At 65.5% G+C, this 12,495-nt stretch carries 15 protein-coding genes; 5 read left to right on the top strand and 10 right to left on the bottom strand.

What is annotated here, in order from left to right:
- Positions 1-47: 47 nt before the first annotated feature.
- Together J8I82_RS29105 and J8I82_RS29100 are read right to left on the bottom strand one after the other, a co-directional pair.
- Complete coding sequence (locus J8I82_RS29105) at positions 48-1,712, bottom strand: hypothetical protein (RefSeq protein ID WP_209762723.1); 1,665 nt, start codon at positions 1,710-1,712, stop codon at positions 48-50.
- A gap of 207 nt (positions 1,713-1,919) precedes the next feature.
- Entirely contained in the window at positions 1,920-2,624 is a 705-nt protein-coding gene (locus J8I82_RS29100; RefSeq protein WP_209762720.1) for a Crp/Fnr family transcriptional regulator, read from the bottom strand.
- A 156-nt stretch (positions 2,625-2,780) separates the two neighbouring features.
- On the opposite strand from J8I82_RS29100, the gene J8I82_RS29095 reads away from it, so the two are divergent.
- On the top strand, positions 2,781-4,415 hold the full coding sequence (locus J8I82_RS29095) for an acyl-CoA synthetase (RefSeq protein WP_209762717.1): 1,635 nt from the start codon (positions 2,781-2,783) through the stop codon (positions 4,413-4,415).
- Positions 4,416-4,427: 12 nt separating this feature from the next.
- Here J8I82_RS29095 and J8I82_RS29090 read toward each other — a convergent pair whose 3' ends face one another.
- The 3 genes from J8I82_RS29090 to J8I82_RS29080 form a co-directional block, all read right to left on the bottom strand.
- Complete coding sequence (locus tag J8I82_RS29090; protein ID WP_209762714.1) at positions 4,428-4,700, bottom strand: DUF6566 family protein; 273 nt, start codon at positions 4,698-4,700, stop codon at positions 4,428-4,430.
- Positions 4,701-4,718: 18 nt separating this feature from the next.
- Entirely contained in the window at positions 4,719-4,997 is a 279-nt protein-coding gene (locus J8I82_RS29085) for a hypothetical protein (protein WP_209762711.1), read from the bottom strand.
- Positions 4,998-5,256: 259 nt separating this feature from the next.
- Positions 5,257-5,505, bottom strand: a complete 249-nt coding sequence (locus tag J8I82_RS29080; RefSeq protein WP_209762709.1) for a hypothetical protein — start codon at positions 5,503-5,505, stop codon at positions 5,257-5,259.
- A gap of 178 nt (positions 5,506-5,683) precedes the next feature.
- Here J8I82_RS29080 and J8I82_RS29075 point away from each other — a divergent pair, with 178 nt between their 5' ends.
- Positions 5,684-6,805 carry an AGE family epimerase/isomerase gene (locus J8I82_RS29075; protein ID WP_209762707.1) on the top strand — a complete coding sequence of 374 codons (1,122 nt, stop codon included), beginning with the start codon at positions 5,684-5,686 and terminating at the stop codon, positions 6,803-6,805.
- A gap of 88 nt (positions 6,806-6,893) precedes the next feature.
- On the opposite strand, the gene J8I82_RS29070 is transcribed toward J8I82_RS29075, so the two are convergent.
- From J8I82_RS29070 to J8I82_RS29050, 5 genes are all read right to left on the bottom strand, one after another.
- Entirely contained in the window at positions 6,894-7,100 is a 207-nt protein-coding gene (locus J8I82_RS29070; protein ID WP_209762848.1) for a hypothetical protein, read from the bottom strand.
- 214 nt (positions 7,101-7,314) lie between these two features.
- Positions 7,315-7,683: a hypothetical protein gene (locus tag J8I82_RS29065; RefSeq protein ID WP_209762704.1), complete on the bottom strand. Its 369-nt coding sequence runs from the start codon at positions 7,681-7,683 to the stop codon at positions 7,315-7,317.
- Between the two features lie 68 nt (positions 7,684-7,751).
- On the bottom strand, positions 7,752-8,435 hold the full coding sequence (locus tag J8I82_RS29060; RefSeq protein WP_209762701.1) for an alpha/beta hydrolase: 684 nt from the start codon (positions 8,433-8,435) through the stop codon (positions 7,752-7,754).
- A gap of 123 nt (positions 8,436-8,558) precedes the next feature.
- Positions 8,559-8,858 carry a hypothetical protein gene (locus J8I82_RS29055; RefSeq protein WP_209762698.1) on the bottom strand — a complete coding sequence of 100 codons (300 nt, stop codon included), beginning with the start codon at positions 8,856-8,858 and terminating at the stop codon, positions 8,559-8,561.
- 176 nt (positions 8,859-9,034) lie between these two features.
- Entirely contained in the window at positions 9,035-10,057 is a 1,023-nt protein-coding gene (locus J8I82_RS29050) for an alpha/beta hydrolase (protein ID WP_209762695.1), read from the bottom strand.
- A gap of 368 nt (positions 10,058-10,425) precedes the next feature.
- On the opposite strand from J8I82_RS29050, the gene J8I82_RS29045 reads away from it, so the two are divergent.
- The 3 genes from J8I82_RS29045 to J8I82_RS29035 all read left to right on the top strand — a co-directional run.
- A complete protein-coding gene (locus J8I82_RS29045; protein WP_209762692.1) occupies positions 10,426-10,818 on the top strand; it encodes a hypothetical protein in 393 nt (130 codons plus the stop codon).
- A gap of 266 nt (positions 10,819-11,084) precedes the next feature.
- On the top strand, positions 11,085-11,651 hold the full coding sequence (locus tag J8I82_RS29040; protein WP_209762689.1) for a TetR/AcrR family transcriptional regulator: 567 nt from the start codon (positions 11,085-11,087) through the stop codon (positions 11,649-11,651).
- A 413-nt stretch (positions 11,652-12,064) separates the two neighbouring features.
- Positions 12,065-12,495 (top strand): copper resistance protein CopQ (locus J8I82_RS29035; RefSeq protein ID WP_245180232.1); only part of this gene is annotated, 431 nt, incomplete at its 3' end.

Raw genomic sequence — 12,495 nt, 5'->3', positions numbered from 1 at the left:
CTGGAGCGTTTCCGGACAGCATGTGTCCGGATCCGCCATGCAGCCTATTACGGACGATTGACCGAGATGCCGAAGAAGTTGGCCTTGTTCACGCCGATCGACACGTTCAGGCCGGTGTTGCCCAGCACCATCGCGATGGACTCGGATGCCGCGGTGCTCGCTTCGCGATAGCGCAGGCCAAGCGCCGGCACGTTCTGCTTCCAGCTGTCGAGGCGGCCGTCTTCGACGCGCTTGCGGGTATAGATGCCGGTTTGCGAGTCGGCCGATTCGACCACCGTGCTCCATTTCTCCGTACCGGTAAAGGTGAGCACAGGCGTGCCACCGCCCGCCGGGGGCAGGTACATCACCGCGTTATCCCAATACGCATTGGAATAGCCGACTGCCGGCAGCGCGCGGTCGGCCTGCTTGTTGAAGATCATGAAGCCGTCTTCATGCGGGATCACCGCCATCACCTGGCCGTCGGTACCCTTGAACGTGTAGACGGGCTGTGCGGTGGCATAAAGGTCGTTGAAGCCGAAGATGCCGTTGCCGATTGCGGAGAAGGTCGGCAATTCGGCTGCCGGCCAGCTTTCGCAGCTGTTGACGCCGGTGCAGTCGGCGCCCGCGGTCGCCTTGCCGGCGGCATCCAGGCTCAGCGTGACGCGGCTGGGCCTGAGAGGCGAGCCGGCGTCTTCACGCTCGTAGCCGAGGCCGTTCCAGTTGCCGGCGAGGTCGGCCAGTGTCAGCGACTGGGCGGGAATCAACATGGCCACACCGGGGTTCGTGGTCTCCGCTGCCGGCACGGCCAGGCCTACGCCGGACTTCGACATCAGCACCGTCGTGACAAAGCCGCCGGACGACACGGTGAAGCGGCACGCTTCGGCAGCATCGGGGGTCAGCGTCACCGACGAACCGGAAGTTGCGTCTGCGGCGAAGCTGGACTTCTGCGTGATCGTCAGCGCGCTGGCATCCACTTCGGCAACGGTGCCGGACGGATAGCTCAGGCCCACCAGGTGGTACTTGCCCGAGCGCAGGCCCGCGCAGCTTGCCGCCGCCGGTTGCAGCGCGGTCTGGATCGCGGTGGCGCCAGCATTGGAAGCCACCGCCGACGACAGCTCGTCCAGCGAGGTCTTCGACGATTCCAGCCGCTCGCCCAGCTGGTCGAGCAGCTTGTCCTGCGCGTTGCCCGCAGTGCTGCCATTGGCCGCCACCAGCGTGTCCTTGAGCGGGTCGACGCCGGTCAGGTCGACCACGCCGGTCAGCACCAGCTTCACTGCCTCCGTGGCGGTGCTCAGGCCGCTCGGCGTCAGCCTTGCCTGCGCGCTCGCGTCGAACTGGTTGAAGAAGGCATCGGTGTCACCCTGCGCCAGCGAGGCAGTGATCAGCTCGGTCAGCGGCGTGATATTGGCCGTGGCGGTGGTGCCGCTGCCGGCTTCCACCACCGAATGCAGCGTGGTGCCGTCCGGGGTCGTGACGCTCAGCACGCAAGGGCGCGTGGCGTTCTGGATATCGATGGTGAAGGTGCCGTCCGCGGCGGTGGTGGCGGTACCGCTGCCCGATGCGCACTTGGCCTGCACGCTGGCATTGCCCAGCGCCGCGCCCACTGCGGCCGTGCCGCTGATCTTTGTGGTCGGAACCGAAGAAGCCGGAGCTGCGCTATCCCCGCCACCGCCGCCGCATGCCGTCAGCACGGCGGCAGCCAGACCCGTCAGAAACAAGTTTGTGGTTTTCATCCCTGTATTTGGCTTTATATGGTTCTGGTTATGGCAGGGACTGCGCTGGTCGACCCGTAGCTCATGCAGGGCCCTGCCAACAGGGTGGCTGGCCCGCCCTGCTGGCGCGAGTGTGCAAGAGCGGCGGGTTCAGGATAACCCGCGTTCTGGTGATTGACACACAAATAAGACATATGGCTGACGGCCGGTGTCGCCAACCGGTGGCCGCTACAGCTCCGACAGCCCGAAGCTACGCAACCTCGGCAGGTCGGTTACGCGGATGCTCTGGTAGGACAGGTGCACCATGCCGGCGTCAGCCAGCCGGCGCAGCGCCTGGTTGACGCGTTGCCGCGACAGCCCGGTCAGCAGGCCGATTTCTTCCTGCGACAGCTCCAGCACGGGGCTGGTGCGCGGATACAGGTCGGGATGGAAAAGCTGCGCGATTGCCTGCGCCACGCGTGCATCGGCGCCGAGCAGGCGGTCGTTCTGCACCGTGGCGATGAACTGGCCCATGCGCTCGTTGAGCTGGCGTACGACAAAGCTAGCAAACGGCAGGCTCTGCGCCAGCAGCGTGTTGAAGACCGGCTCGGGCACCAGCAGCACTTGCGAGTCGCGGATGGCGATCACGTCGTAGCGGCGGTCTTCGCGCTTGATCACGCTGCCTTCGCCGCACCAGCCGCCGGCCGGCACGCCGGAAAAGGTGCAGCCGCGCCCGTCCGGCGTGTACACCGCCAGCTTGATCAGGCCGCTGTCGACCCCGATCCAGTAGCGCGACGGCTCGCCGCGCCGGGCAATGAAGGCGCCCGCGGCAAAGGACTGCAGCAGCGTCTCGCGCGCGGCCAGCGCCTGGTGTTCCGCCGCCAGCGCGGCGTACCACGCGTGGCCGGATAGCATGCTTTCAGGAGCGCGGGCGGGGTTCTGGGATGCGGTCATGACATCGGCGCGAGCGGCTGCGCGGGACCTTGTAAGATTTGCGTAAGCCTTGGCTGGCGCGGGTTTGCGGGGAGTTTGTCATCCGGACGACAGTGCGCCGGGCGTGTGCGATGATAGCCTTGCCCCAGAAAAAGTGCGACTAGCGGAGACACAGCAATGCCAACCGATTTCGACAGCGGCCTGGGCCGCAATGCGGCCAATTTCGTACCGCTCACACCCATCGACTTCCTGGTCCGTGCCGCGGAGGTGTATGGCGACCGCCTTGCGATCGTGCACGGCCCGGTGCGACAGAACTGGCGCGACACCTATGCACGCGCGCGCCGCATGGCCAGCGCGCTGGCGCGTGCCGGCGTGGGCAAGGGCGACACCGTGGCCGCGCTGCTGCCCAACACGCCGGCCATGGTCGAGGCGCATTTCGGCGTGCCAATGGCGGGCGCGGTGCTCAATGCGCTCAATATCCGGCTCGATGCCGCCAACCTCGTCTTCATGCTGCGCCATGGCGAAGCGCGCGTGCTGCTCGCCGACACCGAGTTTGCCGATCTTGCGCGGCAGGTTGCGCTGGAGATTCCCGGGCTCAAGGTGATCGCGGTCCATGATGCGCTGGGGCCGCAGGCCGAGCCCTTCGGCGAGACCGACTATGAATCCTTCCTGGCTGCGGGCGATCCGGACTACGCCTGGCGCATGCCCGCGGACGAGTGGGATGCGATCGCGCTGAACTACACCTCCGGCACCACCGGCGACCCCAAGGGCGTGGTCTATCACCATCGCGGCGCGGCCATCAACGCAATCTCCAACATCCTGGAATGGGACTTGCCCAAGCACCCGGTCTACCTGTGGACGCTGCCGATGTTCCACTGCAATGGCTGGTGCTTCCCTTGGACCATCGCGGCGCGCGCGGGGGTCAACGTCTGCCTGCGCAAGTTCGAGCCCAGGCTCGTGTTCGACCTGATGCGCGCGGAAGGCGTGACGCACTACTGCGCCGCGCCGATCGTGCATACCGCGCTGGTCAATGCGCCCGCATCGTGGCGCGAGGGCGTGCGCGGCCCGGTGCGCGGCATGGTCGCCGGCGCGCCGCCGCCGGCAGCGGTGCTGGCGCAGATGGAGGCGATGGGCTTCGAACTGACGCACGTCTATGGCCTGACCGAGGTCTATGGCCCGGCCGCGGTCTGCGCCGAGCAGGACGACTGGCGTACGCTGTTGGAACAGGACCGCGCCGTGCGCAAGGCACGCCAGGGCGTGCGCTACCACCTGCAGTCGCAGGTGGCTGTGCTCGATCCGGATTCGATGCAGCCCGTGCCCGCCGACGGCGAGACCATCGGCGAAATCATGTTCCGCGGCAACATCTGCATGAAGGGCTACCTGAAGAACGAGAAGGCGACGCGCGAGGCCTTCGCCGGCGGCTGGTTCCATACCGGCGACCTCGGCGTTTGCATGCCCGACGGCTATATCAAGATCAAGGACCGCAGCAAGGACATCATCATTTCCGGCGGCGAGAATATTTCCAGCGTGGAAGTGGAGGACGCGCTCTACCGGCATCCCGCGGTGCTGGCCGCGGCGGTGGTGGCACAGCCCGATGCCAAGTGGGGCGAGACGCCGTGCGCCTTCGTCGAACTGAAGGATGGCGCCAGTGCCACCGCGGAGGACCTGATCGCACATTGCCGCACGCTGCTGGCCGGCTTCAAGGTGCCCAAGGCCGTGTACTTCGGGCCGCTGCCCAAGACGTCGACCGGCAAGATCCAGAAGTTCGAATTGCGCCGCAAGGTGAAGTCGGACACGGCCATCGACGTCTGAACGCGGCCGCTGCTAGGACGGCACGGCTTCCTCGGCATCGCGCAGGCCGGAGAGATACGCGTCGATGGCTTCGCGGCCCCACGCCATGCCGGCGCGCGTGGCATCGGCGGCACAGCCAAAGCGCGTCTGCATCACGGGGCACGGCCATGGCAGCCGCGTGCCGTGATGCCAGACTTCGGCGCGCAGCGTCCACCAGCCGTCGTGCTGGCTGCCATAGCGCAGCCCCGCGACATGGATGCGATAGCCGCGGTAGCTGGCGTTCTCGTCATGCCATCCGCTGGGCATGCGCTATCTGTCGGGCGTTCAGCGTGCCCGAGCCTCGTGCGGACTTCCGTGGTTGCGAGGACGGTGCCAGTCCTGGGCAATGTCGGGGAACACCTCGCATTCGCCACGCACGATGTTCTCGATGGTGGCGCACACGCATTCGGTGCCGCGCGGCCCCACGCACACCAGGCTGCGCGGATGGTCGGTGTGCTGCGGAATGGCATAGACGCGCATGCCCTCCTGGTACAAGGGATGCTTGCTCAGGCGCTCGTTCATCAGTTCGACGAAACGCTGCGGAGAGACGACCGGCTTTTCCATTTCATGCTCCTGCGGCCCGGACCGCCGCACCGATGGCAAGCGCGGCGAGGCGGCCAGGTCAGTTAAGGCCAGGAAGATGACAGGCAGGTGGCAGGGAAGCGCCCAGTGCACTGGGCGTGGCCGGAACGGAGAATCGCGGGCAAACAGCCTGCCCGCGTTGCCACTGCCACGATTCCAGACTAGGACATGCGCGGCAGCGCGCAAGGATTGGAGCCGCCCGGACGCCCGCGCCTGCACATGGCAGCGCGGGCGGCGTTATTCAGGTGGTGCGCAGTTCGCTCGCGTTGCGCGGGCCATCCAGCATGCCGTTGCCGGCGGCCCAGCAGGCTGCCTCCGCCTCGGCATGCGAACTGTAAGTGGAGGGCGCTTCAACGGTGCAGTCGGCGTCGGCCGCGCCGCACAGTTCCTCCATGACGATGCGCCAGGTGTACTGGCCGGATGGCTCTTCCAGCACGTGCAGTACCAGCGTGCGGTGATGGTCCGAAAGCGTAAGGGGCAGGGTCGACATTGGCGCCTCCCGTTGGCAGGTGGGACGCATTGATGCTAGCAACTACAGGCGCTTGGTGCCATCGGAGAATTGCAACCGCGTCATGGCAAGATACGCGTGCCGCGGCTTCCCCCGCTGCGCCGAATCCAGTAACCTTCTGCGCCTGGCGCCACGTGGCGCCTGCTTCTCGCCACCGACCATGCTCAATTCGCCCGCGCTCAACCAACAGGTCGCCGCCCTGACGGCGCACTACGACGCCACGGTGTTGCCGCTGTGGACCGCCAGCGGCTGGAATGCCGGCCTGTTCCTGCCCTATGAGGCCCTCGACGGCGCCACGGCCGCGCCGCTGCCGGCGGCACGCTACCGCGCCATGGCCTGCGCGCGGCAGCTCTATGTGTTTTCGGTGGCGGGCCAGCATGCGCATGCCGATACGCTGTTCGGCTCGCTGCAGGCATATTTCGGCGATGGGGCGGGCGGCTGGATCTACAGCGTCGGACCGGACGGTTCGCCGCTGGACACCACGCGCGATCTTTATACGCACGCCTTCGTGATCTTTGCCTGCGCCAGCTACCACGCGCTGCGCGGCAACCCCGATGCGCTTGAAGTGCTCGACGAAACCGTCGACATCGTCGAAGACCGCTTTGCCGAAGATGGCGGGCTGTACCACGCCGCGCTCAACGAGCACTTCCGCCCGAAAGGCGCGGGCGTGCTGCAGAACCCGGTGATGCACCTGACCGAGGCCTACCTGGCGGCACTCGATGCGACCGGCGACGAATGGTACGCCGAGCGGCTGCGCGAGATCGCGATGGCCGTGTTCGAGCGCTTTGTCGATCCCGCGAGCGGCTGTATCGCCGAGCTGCCGCAAGGCAGTGCCGATAACCGTATCGAGCCGGGCCACCAGTTCGAATGGTTTTCGCTGGTTGCAAGCCGGCCCACGCTGTTCGGCGACCTGCCGCTGGAAGGCGCGCTGCGCCAGGCCTTCGACTTTGCGCAGTGCCATGGCGTGGCGCCCGGCACGCTGGGCGTCAGCGCGGCGCTGGACGCGCGTGGCGGGCTGCTGGACGGTACCCAGCGCATCTGGGCGCAGACCGAGTATGCACGCGCCCTCGCGCTGCATGGACAACCCGGGTCGCTGGCCACGCTGGAAGCCTGGGCCGGGCAGTTCCGCAACCGCTTCCTGCATGCGCAGGGATGGCACGAATGCCTCGCGCCTACAGGCGACGTGGTGCGCGCCGAGATGCCGTCGACTTCGCCATACCACCTGGCAACGTCCTACCTGGCGCTGGCACAGGCTACCGGTCTGTCGTGGCCGAAGCCATGACGCGACGGAATCGTTATCAATTCTTTGCAGTCGCGGCCAGGGGGCGCGACTAAACTCAAGCCCGCGCTCCGCCTGCGCGTTGTCCTTCTTAACTACCTGGTCGTCGTTCTGAAGTCGCGGGCCGGGGCGCACCCGCCTGCGACGGCGCCTGCGTGCCTACGCGGAATTCCATCTGCCGTATCCGGGTGGCGGCGCGGGTCTCTGCGTGGTCATTGAGGATCAGGCACAGCAGCGTCAGCAAGGCCGCTGCGATCATGCTCAGTGCGATCCAGGCGAGGCAGTGCTTGCGTTCCATGGCGGAATGGATGGGGGCATTATCGGAGCGCGCAGTGTAAGCGCCCCGCCGCAAAGCGATTGTCAACCTTTGCAAACACAGCGGTAATGCCATGTTTGGAGTCTCTGGCAATCTCTTGCGATCGCCCCAATCCCCACCGATTTGGCGTTTTCGCCAGTTCCTGCAATGCTGGCGAGAAGCGCTTATTCGCTTATTCGCTTATTCGCTTATTCGCTTATTCCGTCACGCCGTTCTCGCGCAGCAGCCGTTCGCATTCGTCGAGCATGTCATGCGCAAAGGCCGACTGGTAGTTGGGATCGAGCGCTTCCATCATTTCGTGCGCGGCATACAAGCCTGCTTCACGCGACAGCGTCTCGGCCAGCTGTCGTGCGAACTGGTCGCTGAGCTCGGACAGCAGGCGCCGCTCGGACAGCGGCAGTTGCAGCCGCGAGCGCGACAGCCATTCGCCTGCCAGCGTCGCGCCTTGTGCGTCCGTCATCCACTTGCGGTGCTCGTAATAGGCTGACAGGCGCTCGGCGGACAGCGCGAACAGCAGCGCCTTGCGGGTGTTGAAATCGATGCGGGGCAGTGGGGCGAGGCTCATGAGTACGGCTTGCTGCGCACGCGCGGCGCTTGCAGCGATCTTGTCAGGGATGTCGGCGTTTGATGAGGTCAGGCACCGGCAGGGCCGAAGCGCTCCGCCAGCCATGCGCCGATGGCAATGATCTCTTCCAGGCAGACCGAATGTCCCATCGGGTAGGTCTGCCATGTCAGCGGATGCTGCCGCGCCTGGATAAAGTCGCGTGCCGCAACGCCCAGCTGCAGCGGCACCACATCGTCCTGCGTGCCGTGCGCGGCAAACACCGGCGTGGCGGCATTCTCGGCCGTGGCTTTCGCAGCGAGCGCGGCCGGCGCGGGAATATAGGTGGACAGCGCCACGATGCCTGCGAGCGGTTCCGGATGCGTCAGCGCCGCGGTATAGGCGATGGCGCCGCCCTGTGAAAAACCGGCCAGCACGATGCGATTGCAGGGGATGCCGCGCGCATTCTCGCGCGCGACCAGCGCGCGGATGGCGTTGCAAGAGGCCTGGATGCCGGCCTCGTCGGTACGCCGGCCGGCCTCGTCGAGGGAATAGATGTCATACCAGGCCGGCATGACATAACCGCCGTTGCAGGTCACCGAAATCGACGGCGCGTGCGGGAAGATAAAGCGCACGCCAGGCGAGGCGGGCAGCCGCAATTCCGGCACCACCGGAGCAAAGTCGCTGCCGTCGGCGCCCAGCCCATGCATCCAGATCACGGCGCAGCGGGGATCGGGCGCGGTTTCGATTTCAATGGCGGGCAGCAGTTCGCTCATGGGGCAGTGTTCCTGTGTGACAACGTGCCCGCGCGCCGATGGACGCGGCAGGCAGCGCGAGTATCGCACAGGTCAGGCCCGCTGATGCCGCACGCCCGTTATGCGGGCGGGGCTACTGCCAGGTCAGGCAGCGGACGGAACGATCGGCACGGTGGTCAGCCCCGGCGCGCGCGCGTTCTGCGCGGCGGCAGGCAGCTCGGACATTGCAGGCATGGCGGCGCGGCGCTTGTCCACCACGTCCTCCACGCCCTTGGCCGAGACGTCTTCCAGGAAGGCGACCATGTCGCGGTAGTAGGCCACCTGCATCTGCGCTTCCAGCAAGCGCCGTTCGGCCTGGAATAGCGTCAGCCTCATGTCTTGCAGTTCCCTTTCGGCGATTTTTTCCGGGGTCGGCGGACTGAACAAGTTTGCAAGCCAACGCATGGCAGTACCTCCAGTTCTGTCAAAGCGAAATTGCGATGCTTGTGCCACGAGGACAAATATAGACAAGAAATCGATAAAAGGCCTCTTGGCCACCTTGCCGTGGCGCCTCGCCCACAAGGATGATTGCCGCTCGCGGCAGTCTGCGGTAGATTGTCCGGCGACTTCGGATCGTCCCCTCACTGCTTGCCTGGCACGCGCATCGAATCGCAGTTTTCGCGCTGATTTTCGAGCGAATTCCGGCCCTGGCTGCATTCCCCGCCTGCTTCCACGACCTCCACGCGCGCGCCGGTTTCGTGCTGCGGGAAGATATCCAATTCCTGCACGTAACGTACGATGGGCAGCCAGAATGCGGCAATATGGCCTGGCTCGATGGCCGCGCCATGCGGCATGGCGTCGTGCATCACCAACTGGTGCAAGTGCCGCGCGGCAGCGGCCACGCGCTCCGCATGGACGTGCGCGAACACGGCATCGGCGCGGCTATGCACGACCAGCAGCGGACGTTCGAGGCGGCTGGCACGCGCGACGTTGTTCCAGGGGTCTGGCAGCAACCACGCTGCCCAGGCTGGCACGCGGCCGGTCTGCACCGCGGCGCGCCGCGCCGAACTGAAACCGGCGGCAATGACATAGCCGTCGGGCTGCGGCGCGAAGTGCCGCGCCACGTCAAGCAGGATGCCGGAGCCCAGCGAGTGGCCCAGCACCACGCGGCGCGACGCCGCGGGCACGGCCGCAAGAAACTGCCGGTATGCAGTCATGGCGTCCTGGCGCAGGTGACGCACCGAAGGTCGTCCGCTGCTGCGGCCATAGCCGCTGTAGTCGAACACGTAGGAAGCAATCCCTGACTCGGCCAGCATGGCCTGTACCGGCAGCCAGTCGGCGAGGGTTTCATTGTCGCCATGGCAGACCATCAGTGCAGGCGCATCTTGGCGGGCGGCGGGAACAAAGCGGGCATGCAGCTCCCGATCGCCGCTGGCGAACGTGGTATGCCGCACAGGCGTGGATGACCAGGGCACGGGAATCTCGGTGCTTGTTTCATCCGTTCGCGTGACAAATGCATTGCGCTCCACCGCACGAAACAGCAGATGACGCGCAACACCGGCTGCCAGCGCGAGCCCCGCAGCGACGGCAAGCCAGCGCAGCGTGCCCGGCACCGCTGGAGCGGAGACGGTTGCGGCAGGGTCGGGATGCGGCGTATCGAGCATGCGAGGGCGAGGCCGTGGGCGGGGTGCGTCTTAATTCAGGCTAGCAGGCTACGATGAACATGTTAAGAAATGTCCATCCGGGCAGACGGATCTCTTTCCGATGGGATGGCACCTATCGCGTCGATAGAAAAGTTTTACCTTGACTATCTACCTAGTAGTAGATAGCATTCTCTCCATGGAACCGCTGCACCGCCAGCAACAAGCAGGAAGGGCGGAGAAGTGGCGATCCCATTGCAACCGTTATGCGGTCTTTTTTTAGCGCCGACCCTCTATCTACTAGTAGATGTAAGTCGCAGAAGAGACCAGCTGGAAGCCACTGCCACTGACACCGATTGACGCGATCCGAAACATCGCCCCAGGAGCCCATCATGACCAAGTTCGCCAAGACCCTGATCACCGCCGCCACCCTTGCCGCCGCTTTCGCGGGTGGCGCCGCCCACGCCGCTGGCGTGCAGGAGAGCAGCTTTGCCGGTGACAAGTACGGTTACCAGTTCCGCGTCGGCAAGACCGATGCCTTCACCGACGGTGCCCGCACCGGCAAGTTCGATCCGTTCACCGAAGGCGCGCGCGCCGGCAAGTTCGATCCGTACACCGACGGCAGGCGCGTCGGCAAGACCGACCCCTACACGGATGGCTTCCGTACCGTGGCCGGCCTGGACCGCAGCGGTGTGTCGTCCGAGCCGTCGCGCAGCTTCGACCCGAACACGGACGGTGCGCGCGTGGGCAAGGCCGATCCGTACACCGACGGCGCGCTCGCCTGATCGCTGCCGGCCACCGGCCGGCGGCTTTACCACCCTTTACGGCGGCGTCCGATGAGACCGCTGCCCGATGGAGTCCATCATGAGTTTGCGTGACAGCATCCTGCTGCTTGGCGGATGGCTGGTGCTCTGCGTGACGAGTGGCTCGATGATCACCTTCGCCGCGCAGGTCCTGCCTGGCTAAAGCCGATGCCTCGGCGCTAGGGGATTACCCGGGCGCCGGGGCATTTCAGCTTGAGCGTCTATCTTCGCGTAGATAAACTGCCTTTATGAAAACGCAATCCGTACGCGAGCAACTGCTCGAGCACACCCTGGTCCTGATCCGACGCCGCGGCTTCAACGGCTTCAGCTATCGCGACCTGGCCGAGCTGGTGGGGGTGAAAACTTCCAGCATCCACTATTACTTCCCCTCCAAGGACGACCTCGTTCTGGAGGCGGTGAAGGAATACAGCGCGCGCCTCAGCGAGCACCTGCGAGCCATCGACACGACGCTGCCGGTAACGGAGCAGGCAGAAATCTACCTGGGTCTGTTCCGCAAGAGCTGCGGCTCCGACCAGATCTGCCTGTGCGGCATGCTGTCGACCGAGACCTTGTGCCTGCCTGAATCCGTGCACAAGCTGCTGCAGGGCTTCTACCTGATGCATGAGAAGTGGCTGACCGGACTGCTGGAGCGTGCGCAGCCGCTTCGCAGCACGCCGTTCCCGGTGCCGCCGCCGCGTCTGGCTCAGGTGGTGTTTGGTGCGCTGCAAAGCGGCCTGATCGCGGCGCGCCTCTTCGGTACCACCGACCGGGTCGAGGCCGCGGCCGATACGCTGGTAGCAGCGGTGACTGGCTAGGATTTCAATTCCGCCTTTTCGCGCTGTCAGTGGCGCGTCCGGAGCCGTCGTGTGGCGAAAGCTGTGCGGCGGCTTTTTTAATTGGCAGGCACGGTGTCGCGTAGTCGCTGCTAGAGCCACAAATTCCTGTAAATCAATAACTTAAGGCTGGAAGGCCGCCGCCTATCGGTCCGATAGAAATATTCTTCCTTGACTATCTATCTAGCAGTAGATAGTATTTGACTCATGGAAGCGCCGCAGTGCCAGCAGCAAGCAAGAAGCAGGGCCCAGCGACGATCCCATTGCATGACCGGAGACGGTCATTTTTTCAGGGCAGGTTGTCTATCTACTAGTAGATAACCGGCTCGAAAAAAGGACCGCAAAGCCACTGACACCGATTGACGCGATCCGAAACATCGCCCCAGGAGCCCATCATGACCAAGTTCGCCAAGACCCTGATCACCGCCGCCACCCTTGCCGCCGCCTTCGCTGGTAGCGCCGCCCACGCCGCTGGCGTGCAGGACAGCAGCTTTGCTGGTGACAAGTACGGTTACCAGTTCCGCGTCGGCAAGACCGATGCCTTTACCGACGGTGCCCGCACCGGCAAGTTCGATCCGTTCACCGAAGGCGCGCGCACCGGCGACTTCGACCCGTTCACTGAAGGCGCACGCGCTGGCAAGGCTGACCCGTACACCGACGGTGCCCGCATCGTCGCCGGCCTGGATCGCAGCGGCGTCTCGGCCTCGCCGGCACGCAGCATCGACCCGTACACCGATGGCGCACGTGTCGGCAAGGCTGACCCGTACACCGACGGTGCCCGCATCGTCGCCGGCCTGGATCGCAGCGGCGTCTCGGCCTCGCCGGC

The organism is Cupriavidus consociatus (assembly GCF_017814975.1).
GTDB classification, from domain to species: domain Bacteria; phylum Pseudomonadota; class Gammaproteobacteria; order Burkholderiales; family Burkholderiaceae; genus Cupriavidus; species Cupriavidus consociatus.
The sequence above is the reverse complement of the archived record's forward strand: the minus strand, read 5'-3'. Positions and strand labels throughout refer to the sequence as shown.